The organism is Streptomyces sp. NPDC096132 (genome assembly GCF_044763345.1).
In the GTDB taxonomy this organism is placed as follows: domain Bacteria; phylum Actinomycetota; class Actinomycetes; order Streptomycetales; family Streptomycetaceae; genus Streptomyces.
This window is the reverse complement of sequence record NZ_JBIWGA010000016.1, coordinates 192,678-213,087: the sequence shown is the minus strand read 5'-3', so window position 1 is coordinate 213,087 and position 20,410 is coordinate 192,678. Positions and strand designations below refer to the sequence as shown.

The 20,410-nt window shown below is 73.5% G+C and carries 19 protein-coding genes and 1 pseudogene; 11 read left to right on the top strand and 9 right to left on the bottom strand.

From position 1 onward, the window contains the following. Positions 1-13: 13 nt before the first annotated feature. Positions 14-469: a hypothetical protein gene (locus tag ACIRF9_RS33545; protein WP_403829883.1), complete on the bottom strand. Its 456-nt coding sequence runs from the start codon at positions 467-469 to the stop codon at positions 14-16. Next, positions 466-987, bottom strand: coding sequence for a hypothetical protein (locus ACIRF9_RS33540; RefSeq protein ID WP_403829881.1), 522 nt, complete (start codon positions 985-987; stop codon positions 466-468). The genes ACIRF9_RS33545 and ACIRF9_RS33540 overlap by 4 nt, the downstream gene beginning before the upstream one ends. 624 nt (positions 988-1,611) lie before the next feature. Between ACIRF9_RS33540 and ACIRF9_RS33535 the strand changes: the two genes are divergently transcribed. After that, entirely contained in the window at positions 1,612-2,187 is a 576-nt protein-coding gene (locus ACIRF9_RS33535; RefSeq protein WP_403829879.1) for an adenylosuccinate lyase, read from the top strand. Positions 2,188-2,271: 84 nt separating this feature from the next. Here the strand turns inward: ACIRF9_RS33535 and ACIRF9_RS33530 are convergent, their stop codons facing one another. From ACIRF9_RS33530 to ACIRF9_RS33520, 3 genes are all read right to left on the bottom strand, one after another. After that, entirely contained in the window at positions 2,272-2,415 is a 144-nt protein-coding gene (locus ACIRF9_RS33530; protein ID WP_403829969.1) for a hypothetical protein, read from the bottom strand. 58 nt (positions 2,416-2,473) lie between these two features. Further along, complete coding sequence (locus ACIRF9_RS33525; protein ID WP_403829877.1) at positions 2,474-4,048, bottom strand: alpha/beta hydrolase; 1,575 nt, start codon at positions 4,046-4,048, stop codon at positions 2,474-2,476. Between the two features lie 146 nt (positions 4,049-4,194). After that, on the bottom strand, positions 4,195-5,250 hold the full coding sequence (locus ACIRF9_RS33520; RefSeq protein ID WP_403829876.1) for an Rv2578c family radical SAM protein: 1,056 nt from the start codon (positions 5,248-5,250) through the stop codon (positions 4,195-4,197). Between the two features lie 201 nt (positions 5,251-5,451). On the opposite strand from ACIRF9_RS33520, the gene ACIRF9_RS33515 reads away from it, so the two are divergent. From ACIRF9_RS33515 to ACIRF9_RS33500, 4 genes and pseudogenes are all read left to right on the top strand, one after another. Beyond that, positions 5,452-5,895: an SRPBCC family protein gene (locus ACIRF9_RS33515; RefSeq protein WP_403829874.1), complete on the top strand. Its 444-nt coding sequence runs from the start codon at positions 5,452-5,454 to the stop codon at positions 5,893-5,895. A gap of 509 nt (positions 5,896-6,404) precedes the next feature. Further along, a pseudogene (locus ACIRF9_RS33510) lies at positions 6,405-6,726 on the top strand (carboxypeptidase-like regulatory domain-containing protein); the annotation flags it as partial. 143 nt (positions 6,727-6,869) lie between these two features. Next, the gene (locus ACIRF9_RS33505) at positions 6,870-9,377 is read left to right on the top strand and encodes a SpoIIE family protein phosphatase (protein ID WP_403829870.1); all 2,508 of its coding nucleotides are present in this window, start codon (positions 6,870-6,872) and stop codon (positions 9,375-9,377) included. 236 nt (positions 9,378-9,613) lie between these two features. After that, the gene (locus tag ACIRF9_RS33500) at positions 9,614-10,339 is read left to right on the top strand and encodes a class I SAM-dependent methyltransferase (RefSeq protein ID WP_403829867.1); all 726 of its coding nucleotides are present in this window, start codon (positions 9,614-9,616) and stop codon (positions 10,337-10,339) included. Here ACIRF9_RS33500 and ACIRF9_RS33495 read toward each other — a convergent pair whose 3' ends face one another. Continuing rightward, positions 10,340-10,924, bottom strand: coding sequence for a rhodanese-like domain-containing protein (locus ACIRF9_RS33495; RefSeq protein WP_403829865.1), 585 nt, complete (start codon positions 10,922-10,924; stop codon positions 10,340-10,342). A 73-nt stretch (positions 10,925-10,997) separates the two neighbouring features. Between ACIRF9_RS33495 and ACIRF9_RS33490 the strand changes: the two genes are divergently transcribed. Continuing rightward, a complete protein-coding gene (locus ACIRF9_RS33490; RefSeq protein WP_055638536.1) occupies positions 10,998-11,276 on the top strand; it encodes a metal-sensitive transcriptional regulator in 279 nt (92 codons plus the stop codon). A 49-nt stretch (positions 11,277-11,325) separates the two neighbouring features. On the opposite strand, the gene ACIRF9_RS33485 is transcribed toward ACIRF9_RS33490, so the two are convergent. The 3 genes from ACIRF9_RS33485 to ACIRF9_RS33475 are packed head-to-tail and all read right to left on the bottom strand — an operon-like array spanning position 11,326 to position 13,803. Continuing rightward, the gene (locus ACIRF9_RS33485) at positions 11,326-12,069 is read right to left on the bottom strand and encodes a sulfite exporter TauE/SafE family protein (protein ID WP_403829862.1); all 744 of its coding nucleotides are present in this window, start codon (positions 12,067-12,069) and stop codon (positions 11,326-11,328) included. Further along, complete coding sequence (locus ACIRF9_RS33480) at positions 12,066-12,404, bottom strand: rhodanese-like domain-containing protein (protein WP_403829859.1); 339 nt, start codon at positions 12,402-12,404, stop codon at positions 12,066-12,068. Before ACIRF9_RS33480 ends, ACIRF9_RS33485 begins: the two co-directional genes overlap by 4 nt. 31 nt (positions 12,405-12,435) lie before the next feature. Continuing rightward, a complete protein-coding gene (locus tag ACIRF9_RS33475; RefSeq protein WP_403829857.1) occupies positions 12,436-13,803 on the bottom strand; it encodes a rhodanese-like domain-containing protein in 1,368 nt (455 codons plus the stop codon). 163 nt (positions 13,804-13,966) lie between these two features. Between ACIRF9_RS33475 and ACIRF9_RS33470 the strand changes: the two genes are divergently transcribed. From ACIRF9_RS33470 to ACIRF9_RS33450, 5 genes are all read left to right on the top strand, one after another. Further along, positions 13,967-14,968: an Lrp/AsnC family transcriptional regulator gene (locus ACIRF9_RS33470; protein ID WP_403829855.1), complete on the top strand. Its 1,002-nt coding sequence runs from the start codon at positions 13,967-13,969 to the stop codon at positions 14,966-14,968. Positions 14,969-15,055: 87 nt separating this feature from the next. After that, on the top strand, positions 15,056-15,889 hold the full coding sequence (locus ACIRF9_RS33465) for a M55 family metallopeptidase (protein ID WP_403829854.1): 834 nt from the start codon (positions 15,056-15,058) through the stop codon (positions 15,887-15,889). 78 nt (positions 15,890-15,967) lie between these two features. After that, positions 15,968-17,296, top strand: coding sequence for a M20/M25/M40 family metallo-hydrolase (locus ACIRF9_RS33460; protein WP_403829852.1), 1,329 nt, complete (start codon positions 15,968-15,970; stop codon positions 17,294-17,296). 15 nt (positions 17,297-17,311) lie between these two features. Then, positions 17,312-19,438, top strand: a complete 2,127-nt coding sequence (locus ACIRF9_RS33455; protein WP_403829850.1) for a S9 family peptidase — start codon at positions 17,312-17,314, stop codon at positions 19,436-19,438. Next, positions 19,435-20,376: an LD-carboxypeptidase gene (locus tag ACIRF9_RS33450; protein ID WP_403829848.1), complete on the top strand. Its 942-nt coding sequence runs from the start codon at positions 19,435-19,437 to the stop codon at positions 20,374-20,376. The genes ACIRF9_RS33455 and ACIRF9_RS33450 overlap by 4 nt, the downstream gene beginning before the upstream one ends. Positions 20,377-20,410 lie beyond the last annotated feature (34 nt).

The following is a 20,410-nucleotide window of genomic DNA, read 5'->3' as shown; positions in this document are numbered from 1 at the left end:
GTCCCGTCGGCGGCTATGCGCTCGCCGAGGACGCCACGATGGTTCGCCCGCCGCGGGCGGCGGGGTTCATGGTGTGGTCCGGGAAGCGGGAGCGGTCGTGCTGAGCACGGTGCTCGCGCCCCTCGGTGTCGGTGTCGTCGCCGGTGCGTCCGGCGTCCGGACCGGTCGTGGGACGGATGCTCTCCCCGTGGAGCAGCCGGCCCAGGACCAGGCGGACGACCGCCCCGCGCGGCAGATGGCGCAGGGCGAGCAGGGCGCGTCGGGTGGCGGACATGCCGTGGCCGGTGTCGAAGTACAGCGGGGATGTCCAGGGAGCCCGGCCGGGATCGCCCCCGGCCGCCCGGCGCCGGATCTCCGCCTCGATGTCCTCGAAGTACCGGGTGTCGTTCTCCAGCCACTCCTCGGGAGTGGGCGGAGCGGCATGATCGATGAGACGCGCCTTGCGGCGGTACGGCGTCACATGGGTCATTCCTTGTCCTTTCTTCTCTCGATCTCTTCGTCGAAGAAGCCCTGCAGCTCCTCCACCGAGACCCCGGCGTCCGTCAGCAGGCCCTTGGCCCGTGTCATGACCTTGCTCGTATGGCCCTCGGAACGGCCCAGCAGTTTGGCGGTCCGGGCGTTGGTCCAGCCCAGGTGGGCGATGAGCCGGAAGACGGCCCGCTGCTTCAGCGGCAGGCCGTCGGCCGCGGCCAGCCACGGACGGAGCTCCTCGTCCAGCTCGCAGAGCCGGGGGCCGTAGAGGGAGACGAGAGGGATCAGGTGCAGCTCGTGCGGGCCGCACGCGTCCCGCACCCGCTTCATCTCGCCGGCCGCGAGCTGTGTGCTCGCGTCCATCAGCCGCTCGTACGCCTCCCTGGTGCTCACTCCGGCGGGCAGCCGGGGCAGGGTCACGGTGAAGGCCTCCAGAGTGACGATCGTGACGTTGTAACGCGGGTCGTCGTAGGTCTCGAACGTGTCGAGCCGCACCGGGTGAAACAGACCGCGCATCAGTTCCCCGTAGGAGGACGGATCGAATGGCGGGGTAGAACTCATGTGTTCAAGGCCCTTCGGACAAGACGACGGCGCCGCCGGGCGCCTCGGTGCAGGAGCCCATCGGCTCCGCATCGACGGCACCCATCATCAGGGAGGAGGCCGGCGACCCTTTCCTGTCGATTCCGGCGCCCATCTGACGGCTCATTACTTATCAGTAGCAACGCTTTTTGATCGTTCCTGCTCGAACCACCGCGCGTGGCCGTGGTTGCTGCGGGGATGCGCCAACAGCAGCCGCTTCCGGCGCTGTTGGGTGCGTCATCGTACTGACGGGGACGGTCGGCCCTTTCCGCCTCGGAAATTCACTCGCGCGAACTAATTCGCTTCGAAAATCAGCCGAACATGACCGTCGCTGAACGAGGTTGTTTCTGGAGGCGCTGCCTCCGCCCGAGGTGCACGACATTGCTGCACGTCACTGAAGGGGAAGGGATCACATGGAGAGGCGCCGAGGGCTCCGAGGGGAACGGGCGCGCGCACATCGGAGGCGCATTCGAACCCATGGCCAGTGCGCTGGTTGTGCTCCTGTGCGCCGGTACGCGCCGCCCGGCCCGCGGGGTGTGCCTCAGCCCCTACCCTCGACCCATGGACGAAGAGTTGCGATCACTCACGGAGCGCTTACGGCGGGAGTCGGGTGGTTCGGCCGCGTACGAACGGCTCGCGGCCGGCGCGGACCGCGACGAACTGGCGGGCGTGCTCACCGAGTCGGGGCACCCGCTGTGGGCCCGGGAGGTGGCCGCCTTCCGGCTGGGGCTCGCCGGGGACCGGCGCGCCTTCGAGGCGCTCGTCCTGCTGCTCAACCACCGCGACCCACCGCGCTGCGCCTCTGCCGCCTACGCCCTGGCCCGCCTCGGTGATCCCCGCACCGCACGCGCGGCGGCAGCCCTGGCCACCAACGAACTGCGCGTCGCCTACGCCCTGCACCCCGTACGACTCCTGGTGGAGCTGCGCGCCCCGGAGGCGGTGCCCGCGCTCATCACCACGCTCCGGCGCCGGCTCACCCCGCACGACCCCTATCGGCGGGTGGCCCTGGCCTGTGTCGAGGGGCTCGGCGCGCTGGGCGACGACCGCGCCCGGCCCGTGCTGAACGAGGCCCTCGCGCACCCCGCGCTCGCCGAGGCGGCCGTGCACGCGCTGGCGCGGATTCCCCGCCAGCGGTGAGGCGGCCGGCCTCCGGGCCGGGGTGCCGGACCGTCAGGTGTGCCGCCGGTCAGGCGCCCACCACCGCGAACGCCTCGCTCTCCATCAGGAACTCCGGGCGGACCAGCGCGGCGACCCGCACGGCCAGGCGGCCGCGAGGCGCTCGTCGGGTAGGCCCACGACCACCTGCGTGTACTGGGCCGCGGCGGCGACCCCGTCGGGGGCGGGAATCCTGATCGGCCCACTCATGCCTCCATGGGGGACCACGGGTCCGACGACGCCCCCGACGGGCCGGCGCCGGCCGGGCTCAGCCGCGGAAGCCCAACAGCCCGTGCAGGACCGAGCCGTGGGCGGTGCGGGCGGCGACCTTCGAGCTCAGCGGCTTGGGGTCGGGCTGGGCCCGGCACACCGCGTCGACCGCGCCGGTGCCGCGCGGGACCGTGCCGTCCGTCAGATACGCCGCCAGGTGCTTGTCCAGGCAGCTGTTCCCGCTCAGCGTGATGCCGTGGTTCCCGCCGCCCTGCTCGACCACGAAGCTGGAGCCCCGCAGCAGCGCGTGGACCGTGGCGCCGCCCTCGTACGGGGTGGCCGCGTCGTTCGTCGCCTGGAACAGCAGGGCCGGCGGCAGCGCGCCGTTGGTGATGTCCACCGGCCCCTGCGACCTGGTCGGCCAGAACGCGCACGGCGCGTTGTACCAGGCGTTGTTCCAGGTCATGAACGGTGCCTTCCGGTACGCCGCCCAGTTGTCCGAGCGCCACTCGTCCCAGTCGCGCGGCCAGAACGCGTCACGGCACTGCACCGAGGTGTAGACGCTGTAGCCGTTGTCCCCCGAGGCGTCGACGGCGGCGAGGTTCTCGTACGCCTGCACCAGCGGGTCGGCCTTCTTGTCCTTCACGTACGCGGCGAACGCCTTGGCGAGGTGGGGCCAGTAGCCGTTGTAGTAGCCGCCGGGCAGGAAGGTGTCCTCCAGTTCCGCGGCGCCCACCTTGCCGCCGGCGGGCTTCTGGGCGAGCGCCGCCCGCATCGCGTACCAGGCGGCCTCGACCTTCTCCGGGTCGGTGCCGAGCCGGTACGTCGTGTCGTGCCGGGCGATCCACGCCATCAGGGCACGGTGACGGTCGTTGAAGGCGAGGTCCTGCGTGAGATTGTCGTCGTACCACACGCCCGTGGGGTCGACGATCGAGTCGAGGACCAGACGCCGTACCCGCTGCGGGTACAGCTTGGCGTAGACCGCGCCGAGGTAGGTGCCGTACGAGTAGCCGAAGTAGTTCAGCTTCGGCGCGCCCGTGGCGGCGCGGATCGCGTCCATGTCGCGGACGGCGCTGATCGTGTCGATGTACGGCAGCACGCGCGCGTACTTCTTGCCGCACGCCTCGGCGAAGGACCGCGCCCGCTTCAGGTTGGCGTCCTCGGCCGCCTCGGTGACCGGCACGGAGTCGGGGCGCACGGCCTTGAAGTGGCCGGGCCTGCAGTCCAGGGCGGGCGTGCTCTTCCCCACCCCGCGCGGGTCGAAGCCGATGACGTCGTACTGGGCGGCCACCGCCTTGGGCAGCGACGACGCGACGAACCCGGCGAGGGAGAGCCCGCGGCCGCCGGGCCCGCCGGGGTTGACCAGCAGCGGCCCCTGGTACGTCTTCGCGGTGTGCGGGACGCGCGACAGCGCCAGGGTGATCTGCTCCCCGCCCGGGGTGCTGTGGTCGAGCGGCACCTTCAGGGACGCGCACTGCAGCGTCGGCTGGTCGGTGGTGGCGCACTTCTTCCAGGTGAGCTTCGCCGCGGGGGCGGCGGCCGCCGGTGCCGGGGCCGCGCCGGCCGGCAGGGCCGTGACGGTCCCGGCCAGGACGACGGCGGTGGCGCACAGCACGGCTGCGCGTGTGTTCAAAGGAGTCCTCCCAGGACGGAGGGGGCCTTGGGGTGGCCGGGCCGCGTGGCTCACGGCCCTCGCGGCATCGTCCCGGAAAGATCGTCCGGATATACGTGTTGCGCCGATAGTTGACCCGATCGGGCGCCGGATGCGCTCGAACGCACTCAGATCAGGGTGAGCTGGGTCGGCCCGGACGGGGCCGGCTCAGGGGCGGGCTCCTCCGCCGGCTCGGGCGGCCGGATCCGGCGGGGCATCTCCGCGCGCGTGGGGCCGATGCCGTACTCCTGGGCCAGTTCGTGCACCTGACGGGTGATCCGGCGCTGGTACCACTTGGGGGCGTAGGCGCCGTCCGCGTACAGCCGCTCGTAGCGGCGCACGAGGTACGGGTGGTGCTGTCCCAGCCAGGCCAGGAACCACTCCCGGGCCCCGGGGCGCAGATGCAGCACCAGCGGGGTGACGGAGGTGGCCCCGGCCGCCGCTATCGCCCGCACGGTGGCCCGCAGCTGCGCCGGTTCGTCGGACAGGAAGGGGATCACCGGCGCCATCAGCACGCCGATGCCGATGCCGTGCTCGGTGAGGGTCCGCACGACGTCCAGACGCCGCTCGGGGGCCGGGGTGCCCGGCTCCACGGTGCGCCACAGCGCGGTGTCGGTGAAGCCGACCGAGACGGAGATGCCGACGTCGGTCACCTCGGAGGCCTGCTTCAGCAGGTCCAGGTCGCGCAGGATCAGCGTGCCCTTGGTCAGGATCGAGAACGGGTTCGCGTGGTCGCGCAGGGCGGACAGGATGCCCGGCATCAGCCGGTAGCGGCCCTCCGCGCGCTGGTAGCAGTCGACGTTCGTGCCCATCGCCACGTGGTCCCCGTGCCAGCGCGGCGAGGCCAGCTGGCGGCGCAGCACCTCCGGCGCGTTCACCTTGACGACGATCTGGGTGTCGAAGCCGATACCGGTGTCGAGGTCCAGATAGCTGTGCGTCTTGCGGGCGAAGCAGTACACGCACGCGTGGGTGCAGCCCCGGTAGGGGTTCACCGTCCATTCGAACGGCATCCGGGAGGCGCCCGGCACCCGGTTGAGCACCGTGCGGGCCCGGATCTCGTGGAACGTGATCCCGGCGAACTCGGGCGTGTCGAACGTCCGGGTCGTGACCGCGTCCGCACCGAACAGCGCGGTGTCCGCCGCCCGGTCGTGGCGGGATTCCAGGGCGAGGTTCTCCCAGCGCATGACGCCTCCTCGGTAGCACTGCGCCCACAATAGAACATGTGTTCCCATGATCGTGCGCGCAGGCGTCTGCCTCGGCGTTTCGGCCGCCCCTTGATCGCTTTCGCGACCCCGATTTGGGCGGCCGTGGAGCGGGGTGGTTGGCTTGCCTCGCCCGAGCACATCCCGGGCAGCCCCCGAGCAACACGGACCTGGAGGAACTTCATGGCGCAGGTCGAGGCCACGACCGAGCGGGTCGTCGCGGCGAACCCCGACAAGGTGTTCGACACGCTCGCCGACTACAGCGGCACGCGCGCGAACCTGCTGCCCGAGCACTTCAGCGAGTACGAGGTGCGCGAGGGCGGCGACGGCGAGGGCACCCTCGTCCACTGGAAGCTCCAGGCCACCAGCAAGCGCGTCCGCGACTGCCTCCTGGAGGTCACCGAGCCGACCGACGGCGAACTCGTCGAGAAGGACCGCAACTCCTCCATGGTCACCGTCTGGCGTGTCACCCCGGCGGGCGAGGGCAGGTCCCGGGTCGTCGTCACCACCACCTGGCAGGGTGCCGGCGGCATCGGCGGCTTCTTCGAGCGGACCTTCGCCCCCAAGGGCCTCGGCCGCATCTACGACGCGATCCTCGACAAGCTCGCCGCCGAGGTCGAGAAGTAGACCAACCCCCCTGCGCATTCCGCGCGTTGATGACCCTCACCGGTTCGGGTGGTTCTCCCCCGTGACCGGTGTGGCGCCGTAACCCGTCGCACCCGCCCGTGGTTGGCCGCTTCACGCGGGAACCGCGCGGCAGGTGCGACGAGGCTAGCGGCACGTGGGCCGGATCACCGCGGTGCGGGAGACACCGCACGACGAACCGGCGGCGCCTGCCCCGAGCAGCCTCGCCCCCGCCGCCCTTACCCTTCCCGTCCCCCAGGGGCTCCGCCCCTTCGACCCCACCAGGGGCTTCACCCCTGCAACCCGGCGGGAACGCCGTCCCCTGCCCCAGCGGGGCTTCGCCCCTGCACCCCACTGGGGGCTGCGCCCCTGCACCCCACTGGGGGCTGCGCCCCCAGACCCCCCTTCGGCCCTGAACGGGCCTCGTCCTCAAACGCCGGACGGGCTGAGTGCACCAGGCCGGCACTGACAGGTGAGGCCCCCTGCGGGTGGGTGGGGGTTCGGGACGGCACGAGCCCCGCCAGGACGTCGAACCCGCCGGCGGCGCCGTGCTGCGCGGCACCGTCCGGACCGGCGGCGAGCGAAGCGAGACGGGGGTCCCCCGCCCGAAGAGTGGGGGAGGCCCGCCGAGGACGCGCGTGACCCTCCTCGACGCGGCGGGCAACGTCGTCGACACCCTCACCACCGGCCCCGACGGCACGTTCCCGCTTCATCGGCCTGTCCTGCGGCGAGTACACCGTCGTCGCCACCGGTTACCCGCCGGTCGCCACCGTCCTGCGGCTCACCGGCGGCGGCCGCACCGAGCGCGACCTGCGGCTCGGCCACGACGACTGAGCGGCCACCGCGGCGCGCGGCGTACCCCGGCGCGCCCCGGTGAAACCAATTCCAGGATTGCCGCACATCCCGACCGGCGTGCGCCGTACGGTTGTTGCTGCGGACAGATCTTGCACAGCTCTGGGGAGAGAGGGCCTGGGCCAATGGACCGTGGCACCGAGAGGGACGCACCTCCGAGCCGCGGAGCGGGCAGCGGGACGGCGGACGGCACCGACGACGCCGGGCGCATCCCCCTTGCCGTGGTCGTCGTCGACCGCGACGGCCTCGTCTCCCACTGGAGCACCGGCGCACGCCGGCTCTTCGGCGTCCCCAAGGAAGAGGCGATCGGCGAGCCCGCCATCGACCTGCTCCCCGTCTCCGGCGCCCTCCCCGAGCCCGACGACGACCCGCCGCACGGCGCGTACGGGGAATACGGGGCCTACGACGGGCTGGGACCCGGCCTGGAGTCCTCCCTCGACCACGGGCTGAGCTACCCGGCCGCCGGACGCGCCCGCCTCACCGTGCCCGACCCGGACCAGGGCCGTGCCGACGTGCTGTGGTGGGCGTACCCGCTGGTCGGACCGGGCCGCGAGCGGCTGCTCGTCCTCGCCGCCGACGCGTCCGGACTGCACCGGCAGCAGCAGCCGACGGAGTCCGCGGAGTCGGCGGAGCCGACGGCGGCTCTCGCCGTCGAACGCATCGCGCCCGGCTTCGCCCTGCACACCGACTTCCCCGGCGCCGAGGAACTCGCCCGCAGACTGCCCGAGATCCTGCCCAGCATGAGCGTCGGCGAGAGCGCCCGCATCGTCGCCCAGGTCCTCGAACTCGGCTACCCCGTCCTGGAGTTCAGCCAGAACGACCGGGTGCCGGTCACCCCCGACTGGGGCGTGACCCGGCGCGTCGAACGCCGAGCCCGGCGCGAGCGGGCCGCCCGCGCCGCCGCCGAGGGTCGGCCCGTCCCCGAGGACTTCGCCGACGAGGGCGAGGACCTCGAGTACACCGCCGTACGCGAACGCCTGGAGTTCCTCAACGAGGTCAGCGGGCGGATCGGCACCTCCCTGGACCTCTCCCGCACCATCATCGAGGTCAGCAAGGCCGTCGTCCCCCGCTTCACCGACGTCGCCGGCACCTATCTCCGCGAACAGGTCGTCGCCGGCGAGGGGTTCGCGGAGGGCGTGCCGGACACCAGGACCATGTGGCACCGGGTGGCCCTCGAGCACACCGACGAACCCGGCCGCTGGGACGACGTCGTCCCCGTCGGGGAGGCCATGCCCTTTCCGGCCCACACCCCGTTCTTCCAGTGCATGACCACCGGCGAGCCCGTGCTCGTGCCGCGCATCAGCGAGCAGATGGGCCACGCCATCGCCTCGCAGTTCGAGAAACGCGACATCCGGCCCCTGATCACCGGCCGCTCCATGCTGGTCGTCCCGCTGAAGGCCCGTAACGTCGTCCTCGGCTTCATGATCCTGCTGCGCCACCCCGGACGCGTCGAGTTCAACGACATGGACCGTGTCACCGGCGCCGAACTCGCCGCCCGCGCGGGCCTCGTGCTCGACAACGCGCGCATGTACACGTATCAGGAGAGCGTCGCCGAGACCCTCCAGGACAGCATGCTGCCGCACATCCCGCCGCGCATGGCGGGCTGCGACATCGCCACCCGCTACCTTCCCGGCACCCTGCTCGGACGGGTCGGCGGCGACTGGTTCGACTCCGTGAAACTCCCCGGCGCACGCACCGCCCTCGTCGTCGGCGACGTCATGGGCCACGGCCTCAACTCGGCCGCCATGATGGGCCAGCTGAGAACGGCCGTACAGACCATGGCCGCCCTCGACCTGCCGCCCGCCCAACTCCTGCGCAACCTCGACGACCTGGCGCAACGCCTCGGCGACACCTACCTCGCCACCTGCCTGTACGCCGTCTACGACCCCATCGCGGGCGAACTCCACCTCGCCAACGCGGGCCACATCCCGCCCGTGCTGGTGCGCGCCGTGGACGGCCGCAGCGAGCTCCTCGACCTCCCCACCGGAGCACCCATCGGGGTCGGCGGGGTGCCCTTCGAGTCGGTACGCGTGCGCGTGGAACCCGGCGACCGGCTCGTGATGTGCACCGACGGTCTGGTGGAGGTGCGCGGCGAGGACATCGGCGTAGGGCTCGCGACCCTGTGCGAGTCCGCCGCGCATCCGGCCGCCTCCATGGACGACGCCTGCGACACGATCATCCGGGCCCTCAACACCCGGGGCGGCCGCAAGGACGACGTGGCCCTGCTGCTGACCCGCCTCAACGGCATCGGACCCGACGACGTCGCCGAGTGGCGCCTGCGCCTCGACCCGGCCGAGGTCGGCCGGGCCCGCGCGGCGGTCCGCGAACAGCTCCACGACTGGGGCCTGGCGAAACTGGCGTACCACGCCGAACTGATGGTGAGCGAGCTCGTCACCAACGCCGTACGGCACTCCCACCGGCAGCCCGTCGCCCTGCGGCTCGTACGCGGGGACACGCTGCTGTGCGAGGTGGACGACGACGACCACGAACTGCCGACCCTGCTGAGCGCCGGGCCCGAGGACGAGACCGGACGGGGCCTGCGGGTGGTGAGCACACTGGCGCGCGAGTGGGGGACCAGCCGTACCGGCGCGGGGAAGTCGGTGTGGTTCGAGCTCACCCTGCCCCGCCGCTGAGCGGTCCCTGTCACCGCCGCCGAGCGGTCCCCGTCCCGCCGGTGAGCGGTCCCCGTCCCGTCGTGCGGACACCGGTTCGAGCGCACGACCGGGGCGTTCGGGGCGCACAACGGCGTACGGTTCCGGAACGAGGCGTGAAGGTACGCGCACCGCGCTTGTAGTGGCAACACAGGAGCGATAGACCGTACTCGCCCGTCACTCACGGCGGATCGGCGTCGCACCCTGGGGAGCTGTGCATGAGCGTGACGATGCGGTACCGGGAGGCCTGGGAGGGCTTCTGGCGCGAGGCCCCGGACGACCCCGGCGCGGTGTTCTGGGACGCGGATCCCCAGGTGACCGCCGCCCTCCACCTCGCCCTGTACGAGCCCCATGTCACCGACGCCGGCCTTCCGCTGGTGGACCTCGGCTGCGGCAACGGCACCCAGACCCGCTTCCTCGCCGGCCGGTTCCGGCGAGTCGTCGGCGTCGACCTGGCCGCCGCCGCACTCGACCACGCCCGGCGCGCCGACCCCGCCGGGCAGGCGGAGTACCAGGTGCTGGACGCGGCCGAGCAGGACGCCGCCGAGACCCTGCACGCCGAACTCGGCGACGCCAACGTCTACATGCGGGGCGTCCTGCACCAGTGCGAGCCCGTCGACCGGCAGCCGCTGGCCGACGCGATCGCCACGCTGCTCGGCGAGCGGGGCCGGGTCTTCCTCGTCGAACTGTCCGAGGCAGCCCGTCCCGTCATCGGCGGCCTCGCCCAGAGCCCGTCCGGCCCGCCCCCGAAGCTCGCGCCGATCCTCCGCCACGGCATCGCCCCCGGCGAGGTCGCCGACGACGCCGTACCCGGCTATCTGCGGGCCGCCGGTCTCACCGTCCTCGCCTCGGGTGAACTTCCGCTCACCACCACCGAGTCCGCACCGGACGGCACCAGGATCGAACTGCCGTCGAAGTGGCTCGTCGCGGGACGCGCCGACTGATCACGCCGTGAGGCGCGCCAGCGTCTCCTCGAACGAGACGGCGTCCCTCGGCGGCCGGTTGTGCGGCAGCCGCGCCAACAGGGCCGCCATGCCGCAGGTGTTGGTGGCGCCGGAGAACACCAGGCCGGCGCCGATCAGCCCGGACAGCCAGTGCGCGGGCGGCCAGGCCAGGCCCGCGACGAAACCCGCGACGACCAAGGAGCCTGCGGCCAGGCGGACCTGACGGTCCATCGGCCACGGGGTGCGGACGCCGGCCGGGCGCTCGACGGCATACCCGGCCGCCACCCAGGCGCTCGTACCGCCCTCCAGCGTGGCCGCCCGGACTCCGACGGCCGCGAGCCGCTCGCAGCCCTTCGCGGACCGGGCACCGGAGGCGCATACGATCAGCAGAGGCCGCTGCCGTGCGGCCGCCCGCAGCGCGGGCGCGGCCTCGTCGAGCCGGTCCAGCGGCACGTTGTGCGCGCCGGGCAGATGACCCGAGGCGTACTCGCCGGGCGTACGGACGTCCACGACGGTGAACGCGCCGGAGCGGGCGGTCGCCTCGGCGGGGGTGAGGGCGGTGGGGGCGGTCTGGGGACCGGTCACGGAACAGAACCTTTCTGTGGGGTGTTGTCCCGCACGGGTACGATACCCATGGGGGTATGCAAGAGGAGGAAATGTGCAACTCGACATGTCGGCCGAGGAGCTGAAGTCGGCGCTCAACCGGCTGCGGCGCGCCCAGGGCCAGCTCGCGGGCGTGATCCGGATGATCGAGGAGGGCCGCGACTGCGAGGACGTGGTCACCCAGCTCGCCGCGGTCTCCCGGGCCCTGGACCGGGCCGGCTTCGCGATCATCGCGACCGGGCTGGAGCAGTGCATGACCAGCGAGGACCCGGAGGTCCGGGACTCCGCGCAGATGCGCGCCCGCCTGGAGAAGCTGTTCCTGTCGCTGGCCTGACCGCCCACCGGGGGACAGGGCGGGGGGGGCAGGGCGCCGGGGGGCGGCGTCACAGCACGGCCGTCAGGCCCATGCCCGCCGCGACGGCCAGCAGGACGGCGCCGAAGACCCGCTGGAGCGTCCCCGGGGAGACCTTCGCGGCCAGCCGCCTGCCGTCCCACGCCCCCAGTACGGCGGTCGCGAGAAACGGCATGATCAGGGTCCAGTCCAGATCGACCGCCGTGTAGGCGCGCGCACCGAGGGCCACCAGCGCGTTGGCGACGACGACCAGCAGACTCGTGCCCACCGCCGCGCCCATCGGCACGGCCAGCACGCCCACCAGCGCCGGTACGGCGAGGAAGCCGCCGCCGACCCCGAGGAACCCGGTCACCGCGCCCAGCCCCGCCCCGGCGGCGGCCGCGGGGCCCGCCGAGACCCTGCCGGTTCCCGCCGGGGCGCGGCGGCGCAGCATCCGCAGGGCCGCCACGGCGGCCAGCGCCGCGAACATCAGCGTCAGCACGGACTGCGGGATGCGCGAGGACAGGGCCCCGGCCGCGGCTGCGGGCAGCACACCGGCCGCCGCGAACAGCAGCCCCGCCCGCCAGCGCACCGCCCCCGCCCGCGCATGGGCGACCAGCGCGGTGACCGCGGTGACGATCACGACGATCAGGCTCGCGGTGGTCGCCGAGGCCGGGTCGAAGCCGAGCAGATAGATCAGGGCCGGGACGGTGAGGATGCTGCCGCCCGCCCCCAGCGCGCCCAGAGCGACGCCGACCAGGGCTCCGGCGAGCAGCGCCAGGACGACCGTACTCATACGACGGTCCCGGCGCCGCCGTGCGCGTCCTCGACCGGCAGTCCCAGGGCGGCCCAGGCTTGCAGGCCTCCGATCACGTCCGGCGCCGTCACGCCCCGCTCGGCGAGCAGGTCGGCGGCCCGGCGCGAGCGGTTGCCCGAGCGGCAGATCAGCATCAGGTCCCGCCCGGCCGGGAGGACCGCGGTGCCGTCCGACAGCCGGGACAGGGGGACGGGCAGGGCGCCCGGGGCGTGACCGGCCGTGAACTCGTCCGGCTCGCGGACGTCGACCAGGACGGCGGCGCCGTCCAGGAGCCTGCGGCGGGCCTGGGCGGCGGTGATGCGGGGGAGGGGCATCGTAGGGGTTCCTCGGTTCGGGGCGGCGCGGTCAGGCGGGCACGACGAGCGGGAGGCCCGCCGCGGCGGCCGCCGGGAAGCCGTCGTCGACGGCCACGACCGCCCGCCCGGCGGCGTCGAGCAGGGACGCGGCGATCGCCGCGCGCATCCCGCCCGCGCAGTGCACCCACACCGTGCCGGGCGGCACCTCGGCCGTACGCCGGTGGAGCTGGTGGAGCGGGATGTGCGTGCTGCCCCCGATCCAGCCGCCCGCCCGCTCGCCGTCGCGGCGCACGTCGAGGACGACCACGTCGTCACGCCGCTCACGGGCGGCCGCCAGACCGGCGAAGGTGGCCCGTGGGAAGGACGCCGGCGTCGCCCCGTCGGCGAGCCAGTCGGCGGGGGAGCCGACGGCTGCCGCGGCCGGCCGGTCGATGCCGACCCGGGCCAGCTCCCGCTGGGCACGCGTGACGTCCTCGGCGCTCGCGGCGAGCAGCGTCACCGGCCTGCCCCACGGGATCATCCAGGCCAGCTGCGTCGCGAGCTGCCCGTCGACCTCGAAGTTGAACGTCCCCGCCACATGCCCGGCGGCGAACGCCACCCGGCCGCGCAGGTCCACCACCCACTCCCCGGCGGCGAGCCGCCGCGCGATCTCCGCCGCGTCGGCCCGTCCGGGCGGCGTCAGGTCCACCGGAGCCGGTCCGCCCGCGTTGGCCGGGCCCATGTGGGCGTAGTAGGCGGGGATGTCGTCCAGCCCGGCCAGCAGTTCCTTCACGAACGTGTCGACGTCCTGCACGAGCACCGGGTTGGACGCCTTCTCGGCGCCGATCGTGCTCTGCGCGCCCCCGCCGTGCGCGGCGGAACAGAAGCTGCCGAAGCCGTGCGTCGGCATGACGGCCACCTCGTCGTCCAGCTCGTCCGCGAGCCGGTGCGCGGAGGCGTGCTGGGCGCGGGCCAGCCACTCGGTCAGCCGCGGCTCGACGAGGTCGGGCCGACCCACGCCACCCATCAGCAGCGAACCCCCGGTGAAAGCGGCCACCGCGCGCCCCGCGTCCTGAAGCACGTACGAGGTGTGGTGCGGGGTGTGCCCCGGAGTGGCCACCGCCCGCAGTACCAGGCCCTCGTCGACCGGCTCCACGTCCCCGTCCGCGACCGGCACGCGCGCGTACGCCACCCGCGCCCCGGCCGGCACCAGGTAGCGCGCCCCCGTCAGCCGGGCCAGTTCCAGACCGCCGCTCACGTAGTCGTTGTGGACATGGGTCTCGGCGACGGCCACGATCCGCACCCCGCGCCGCGCCGCCGCGGCGATCACCCGGTCGACGTCCCGCGGCGGATCCACGACCACCGCCGCGCGGGCCCCGCCCGCCAGATGGCTCCGGTTGCCCAGGCCCTCGGTCTCCAGGATGTCGGCAAAGAACACGGCACTCTCCTCGCAGAAAATTACCCCCGGGGGTATCCGGGTATCCACCGTAACAGAGATACCCCGGGGGGTATTCCGGGCGGGTGTCCCGGCGGTGTGAATGCAGAGCGATGTGTGTGGCACGGTGTCCCCACCCGCCCACCACGCGCAGGAGAACCACCCGGTGAACCCACCCGCACTCGACGCCCTCGACCTGAAGCTGCTCCAGGCGCTGCAACTCGACGGCCGGGCGCCGTTCAGCCGTATCGCCCAGGTGCTCGGGGTCTCCGACCAGACCGTCGCCCGCCGCTTCCGCCGACTGCGCACCACGGCCGGACTGCGCGTCCTCGGCATGACCGACGAGGGCCGGCTCGGCCGCAGCAGCTGGATCGTCCGCCTCTCCTGCACCCCGGATGCCGCCGACCGCCTCGCCGGAGCACTCGCCCGCCGCCCCGACACCACCTACGTCGCCCTGATCTCCGGCGGCACCGAGGTGATGTGCGCGATGAAGCCCCACAGCCGCCGCGAACGCGACGACCTGCTCCTCGGCCGCCTCCGGAGCACCCCCCGCCTCACCTCGATCAGCGCCCACTGCCTCCTGCACTACTTCTACGGCGGCCCCCTCGGCTGGCTCACCAAGATCGACGCCCTCACCCCGGATGAGACGGCCGCCCTGCACCCGGCCCACCCGGAGGCGCCCGCCGGCCCCGTGGCCGTCGACGCGGACGACGAACACCTGCTCGCCCTGCTCCGCGAGGACGGACGCGCCACCCTCGCCGAACTCCAGTCCGCCACCGGCCTCACGGAGTCCGTGGCCAAGCGGCGCCTGGAGCGCCTGCGGGCGGCCGGCATGCTCTACTTCGACGTCCAGCACGACGTGGAACCCCTCGGCCAGGAGATCGAGGCGATGCTCTGGCTCACGGTCGAGCCCGCCGCCCTCGCCGGCGTCGGACGCGCGCTGGCCGCCCACCCGGAGGTCCGCTTCGCCGCCGCGACCACCGGCCGCGCCAACCTCGTCGCCGCCACCCTGCACACCGACCCCGGCGCCCTGTACGCCTACCTCAGCGAGCGGATCGGCGCCCTGGAGGGCGTGCGTTCCGTGGAGACCCTCCTGATGCTCCGCCAGGTGAAGCAACTGGCGTACGAACGGAGTCGCTCACCGGGGAACGGGACCGCGGGCCGTTAGGCTCGGGGCCCCTTGGAGAGGCCGACGGGCCGGGCCCGGAGCCGGAGTTCGTGCCGGAGCCGCGGCCGGAGAGGACGGGGACCGGACGTGAAGATCCTGATCAGCGCCGACATGGAGGGCGCCACCGGCGTCACCTGGCCGGCCGACGTGCTGCCGGGCACCCCGCAGTGGGAGCGCTGCCGGTCGATGTTCACCTCCGACGTCAACGCGGCCGTCCTCGGCTTCTTCGACGGCGGCGCCGACGAGGTGCTGATCAACGAGGCCCACTGGAGCATGCGCAACCTCCTCCTCGAACGCCTCGACGACCGGGCCGAGATGCTCACCGGCAAGCACAAGTCCCTCTCCATGGTGGAGGGCGTGCAGTACGGCGACGTCGACGGCATCGCGTTCGTCGGCTACCACGCCGGCGCCGGCATGGAGGGCGTCCTCGCCCACACCTACCTCGCCAACTCCATCACCGGCGTCTGGCTCGACGACGTACGCGCCAGCGAGGGCCTGCTCAACGCACGCGTCGTCGCCGAGTACGGCGTGCCGGTCGTCCTGGTCACCGGCGACGACGTGGCCTGCGAGGACGCCCTGGGCTACGCGCCCGAGGCGCCGAAGGTGGCCGTCAAGGACCATGTCTCGCGGTACGCCGCCGTGTGCCGCACACCGGCCCGTACCGCCGCCGACATCCGGGCGGCCGCGAAGGAGGCGGCCCCGCTCGCGGTGCGACGGGATCCGGTCGACGGTGGACCGCATACGGTCGCCGTCGAGTTCGACGCCGAGCACCTCGCCCTGGCCGCCACCGTCGTACCCGGCGTGGCCCGCACGGGCGAACGTAGGATCGCCTACACCAGCGGCACCATGTACGACGGCATCCGTACCTTCAAAGCGGTCACCACGATCGTCTCGGCGGCGATCGAGGAGCAGTACGGCTGAGCGGCGGAGACGGGGACGGGAGCGGGATGACCGACCGGCACGGGCAAGGGCACGCCCAAGGGCACGGACAGGAGCGGGATGGCTGACGCGCAGGCACGGGACGAGGTCGTCCGCTTCACCTCCGACCTCATCCGCATCGACACCACCAACCGCGGCGGCGGCGACTGCCGGGAGCGGCCCGCCGCCGAGTACGCGGCCGCCCGACTGGCCGACGCGGGCATCGAACCCACCCTCCTCGAACGCACCCCGGGACGCACCAACGTCGTCGCCCGCGTCGAGGGCACCGACCCCGCCGCGGACGCGCTGCTCCTCCACGGCCATCTGGACGTCGTCCCCGCCGAGGCTGCCGACTGGAGCGTGCACCCCTTCTCCGGGGAGGTCCGCGACGGGGTGGTGTGGGGGCGCGGCGCCGTCGACATGAAGAACATGGACGCGATGATCCTGGCCGTGGTCCGCGCCTGGGCCCGGCAGGGCGTGCGGCCCCGCCGGGACATCGTCCTCGCCTTCACCGCCGACGAGGAGGCCAGTGCCGAGGATGGCGCCGGGTTCCTCGCCGACCGCCATGCCGCGCTGTTCGAGGGCTGCACGGAAGCCGTCGGCGAGTCCGGCGCGTTCACCTTCCACGACGGCGCCGGCCGCGAGATCTACCCGATCGCGGCGGGGGAGCGCGGCACCGGCTGGCTCCGGCTCACCGCGCGCGGCCGCGCCGGACACGGCTCCAAGGTCAACCGGGAGAACGCCGTCACCCGGCTGGCCGCCGCCGTGACCCGGATCGGCGAGCACGAGTGGCCGCTCCGCCTCACCCCGACGGTCCGCGCCGCGCTCACCGAACTCGCCGCCCTCTACGGCATCGAGACCGCGCTCGACGACCCCGTGCTCGACGACCCCGCCGGCGTGGACGCCCTGCTGGAGAAGCTCGGCCCGGCCGCCTCCCTCGTCGAGTCGACGGTCCGCAACAGCGCCAACCCGACCATGCTGGAAGCCGGTTACAAGCTCAACGTCATCCCGGGCGAGGCCGTCGCCCACGTCGACGGACGGTATCTCTGGGGCACCGAGGACGAGTTCCGCGCGACCCTCGACGAACTCACCGGACCCGACGTCGACTGGGAGTTCCGCCACCATTCGGCCGCGCTCCAGGCGCCGGTGGACACCCCGCTGTACGCACGCATGCGGGCCGCCGTCGAGGAGTTCGCCCCCGAGGGGCACGTGGTGCCGTACTGCATGTCCGGCGGCACCGACGCCAAGCAGTTCTCCCGACTCGGCGTCACCGCCTACGGCTTCGCGCCGCTGAAGCTGCCGAAGGGCTTCGACTACCAGGCCCTCTTCCACGGCGTCGACGAACGCGTCCCCGTCGAGGCCCTGCACTTCGGCGTCCAGGTCCTCGACCGCTTCCTGCGCACCGCCTAGACGAGCGGGGAGAACGTGCAGATCCTGCCGTACGGTTCCTGGCCCTCACCCCTCGACGCGCACCTCGCCGCCACCCACGACGGACGGCCCGAGTACGTCGGGTTCGTCGGCGACGAGGTGTGGTGGACCGCGCCCCGCCCCACCGAGGACGGCCGGCGCACCCTGGTCCGCCGGCGCGTGGACGGCACCGAGGAGTCGTTCCTGCCCCCGCCCTGGAACGTGCGCAGCAGGGTCGTCGAGTACGGCGGACAGCCCTGGGCGGGAGCCGCGCTGGAGAACGGCCCGCTGGTGGTGTTCGTGCACTTCGACGACCAGCGCCTGTACGCCTGCGAGCCCGGCGCCGGGCCCCGGCCCCTGACCCCCGTCTCCACCCTCGGCGGCGGACTGCGCTGGGCGGAACCGCAGTTGCTCCTCGACCGGGGCGAAGTCTGGTGCGTCCTGGAGGAGTTCACCGGCCCCGGCCCCACCGACGTACGCCGGGTCCTGGCCGCCGTCCCCCTGGACGGCTCGGCCGCCGACGACCGCGGCGCCGTACGCGAACTCACCGACGACCGGCACCGGTTCGTCACCGGAGCCCGCCTCTCGTCCGACGGCCGCCGTGCCGCCTGGCTCGCCTGGGACCATCCCCGGATGCCGTGGGACGGCACGGAGGTGCTCGTCGCCGACATCACACCGGACGGAACCCTGAGCGGCGCACGGGTGGTGGCCGGCGGGCCGGAGGAGTCGATCGCACAGGTGGACTGGCAGCGGTCGGCGGGTGGCGGTGTGCAGTCTCCTGGCGGCGGTATGCGATCTGCGGGCGGTGGTGTGCGGTCGGCGGGCGATGGTGCACAGTCCACGGCTGACGGTATGCAGTCCACCGGTGGCGACGCGCGGTCCACGGTCGCCCGTATGCAATCCGCCGACGATCGCATACACCCCCCAGCCGACTGCCTTCTGTATGCAAGCGACCGCACCGGCTGGTGGAACCTCTACCGCGACCACGAGCCCGTCTGCCCCCGCGAGGAAGAGTTCGGCGGGGCCCTGTGGAAGCTCGGGCACCGCTGGTTCGCGCCGCTGGACAACGGGCTCGTCGCGGTCGTGCACGGCCGGGGCGCCACCGCGCTCGGGATACTCGACCCGGAGACCGGGGAACTGGTCGACGCGGCCGGGCCGTGGACGGAGTTCGCGTCCACCCTGGCCGTGCGGGGCGAGCGGGTGGTCGCCGTGGCGGCGAGTCCGCGCAGTGCCCACGAGGTGGTGGAGCTGGACGCGCGGACCGGCCGGGCCCGGGTGATCGGGGCCGCGCACGACGACGCGGTGGATCCGGCGTACTACCCGGAGCCGCAGATCCGCACCTTCGCCGGGCCCGACGGGCGTGAGGTGCACGCGCACGTGTATCCGCCCCACCATCCGGCCTGCGCGGCCCCCGGGCACGAGGTGCCGCCCTATGTGGTGTGGGCGCACGGCGGGCCCACCGACCGGGCGCCGCTGGTGCTCGACCTGGAGATCGCCTACTTCACCTCCCGGGGCATCGGGGTCGCCGAGGTCAACTACGGGGGGTCGACCGGGTACGGGCGGGAGTACCGGGAGCGGCTGCGGGAGCAGTGGGGGGTGGTCGACGTCGAGGACTGCGCGGCCGTAGCCCGGGCGCTGGCCGACGAGGGCACCGCCGACCGCGACCGGCTGGCGATCCGGGGCGGCAGTGCCGGCGGCTGGACCGCGGCGGCCTCGCTGACCGGCACGGACGTGTACGCCTGCGGCACGATCCGCTATCCCGTGCTGGACCTGGTGGGCTGGGCGACCGGCGGGACCCATGACCTGGAGTCGCGGTACCTGGACACGCTGGTCGGGCCGCTCGCCGAGGTGCCCGCCCGGTACGCGGAGCGCTCGCCGCTGGAGCACGCCGACCGGATCACCGTACCGTTTCTGCTGTTGCAGGGCCTGGACGACGTGATCTGTCCGCCCGTGCAGTCCGAGCGGTTCCTGACGCGGCTGGCCGGGCGGCGGGTGCCGTACGCCTGTCTCATGTTCGAGGGGGAGGGGCACGGGTTCCGGCGGGTGGAGACCACCGTGCGGGCGCTGGAGGCGGAGCTGTCGCTGTACGCTCAGGTGTTCGGGCTGCGTCCGCCCGGTATCCCCACCCTGGAGCTCACGCGGTGAACGAACTCGTCCGGCCGTCCCGGCTGGCCCCCGGTGCCCGGGTGGCCGTCGTCGCCCCCAGCGGACCCGTGGCGGAGGAACGGCTGCAGGCCGGACTGGACCTGCTGCGCGGCTGGGACCTCGACCCGGTGCCCGCACCCCATGTCCTGGACCGGCACCCGGACCTCGGGCATCTCGCGGGCACGGACGCCGACCGGGCCGCCGACCTCCAGCGGGCCTGGTGCGACCCGTCCGTCGACGCCGTCCTGTGCGCCCGCGGCGGCTACGGCGCCCAGCGCGTGGTCGACCTGCTCGACTGGGACGCGATGCGGGCGGCCGGGCCGAAGGTGTTCGTCGGCTTCAGCGACAGCACCACCCTCCACGAGGCGTTCGCCGTCCGCCTCGGACTGGTCACGCTCTACGGTCCGGTGGCCGCCGGCATCGACTTCGTCAAGAACGCCCGCGCCCAGGACCACCTCCGGGCCACCCTCTTCGCCCCCGAGACCGTCCGTACCCTCACCTCCGCCGTCGCCTCCGCCGGCTCGGGCACGCCCCTCGCCCCGGGCCGCGCCCGGGGCGTCACCCTCGGCGGCTGTCTGACGCTCCTCACCACCGGATACGGCACCCCGCACACCCGGGCCGGCGCGCGTGGCGGGCTGCTGCTGATCGAGGACGTGGGCGAGCGACCGTATGCGGTCGACCGTGCCCTCACCCAGCTGCTGCGCACCGGCTGGCTGGACGGCGTCGCCGGGATCGCGCTCGGCTCCTGGGACCGGTGCGGGCCCTACGAGGAGCTGCGGCCGGTGTTCGCCGACCGGCTCGGCGGCCTCGGCGTGCCGGTGGTCGAGGAGCTCGGGTTCGGGCACTGCGAGGGCGCGCTGACCGTGCCCTTCGGGGTGGGCGCCGAACTCGACGCGGACGCGGGCACACTGACCCTGGACGAGCCGGCCCTGCGCTGACGTGCGGGACAGCGGTCCGCGGCCCACCCTGGAC

What these genes read in the sequence shown, in the direction of transcription:
- ACIRF9_RS33545 (WP_403829883.1), bottom strand. Translation starts at nt 469, where the DNA reads ATGACCCATGTGACGCCGTACCGCCGCAAGGCGCGTCTCATCGATCAT.
- ACIRF9_RS33540 (WP_403829881.1), bottom strand. Translation starts at nt 987, where the DNA reads ATGCGCGGTCTGTTTCACCCGGTGCGGCTCGACACGTTCGAGACCTAC.
- ACIRF9_RS33535 (WP_403829879.1), top strand. Translation starts at nt 1,612, where the DNA reads ATGGACGAAGAGTTGCGATCACTCACGGAGCGCTTACGGCGGGAGTCG.
- ACIRF9_RS33530 (WP_403829969.1), bottom strand. Translation starts at nt 2,415, where the DNA reads ATGAGTGGGCCGATCAGGATTCCCGCCCCCGACGGGGTCGCCGCCGCG.
- ACIRF9_RS33520 (WP_403829876.1), bottom strand. Translation starts at nt 5,250, where the DNA reads ATGCGCTGGGAGAACCTCGCCCTGGAATCCCGCCACGACCGGGCGGCG.
- ACIRF9_RS33515 (WP_403829874.1), top strand. Translation starts at nt 5,452, where the DNA reads ATGGCGCAGGTCGAGGCCACGACCGAGCGGGTCGTCGCGGCGAACCCC.
- ACIRF9_RS33505 (WP_403829870.1), top strand. Translation starts at nt 6,870, where the DNA reads ATGGACCGTGGCACCGAGAGGGACGCACCTCCGAGCCGCGGAGCGGGC.
- ACIRF9_RS33500 (WP_403829867.1), top strand. Translation starts at nt 9,614, where the DNA reads ATGAGCGTGACGATGCGGTACCGGGAGGCCTGGGAGGGCTTCTGGCGC.
- ACIRF9_RS33485 (WP_403829862.1), bottom strand. Translation starts at nt 12,069, where the DNA reads ATGAGTACGGTCGTCCTGGCGCTGCTCGCCGGAGCCCTGGTCGGCGTC.
- ACIRF9_RS33480 (WP_403829859.1), bottom strand. Translation starts at nt 12,404, where the DNA reads ATGCCCCTCCCCCGCATCACCGCCGCCCAGGCCCGCCGCAGGCTCCTG.
- ACIRF9_RS33460 (WP_403829852.1), top strand. Translation starts at nt 15,968, where the DNA reads ATGGCTGACGCGCAGGCACGGGACGAGGTCGTCCGCTTCACCTCCGAC.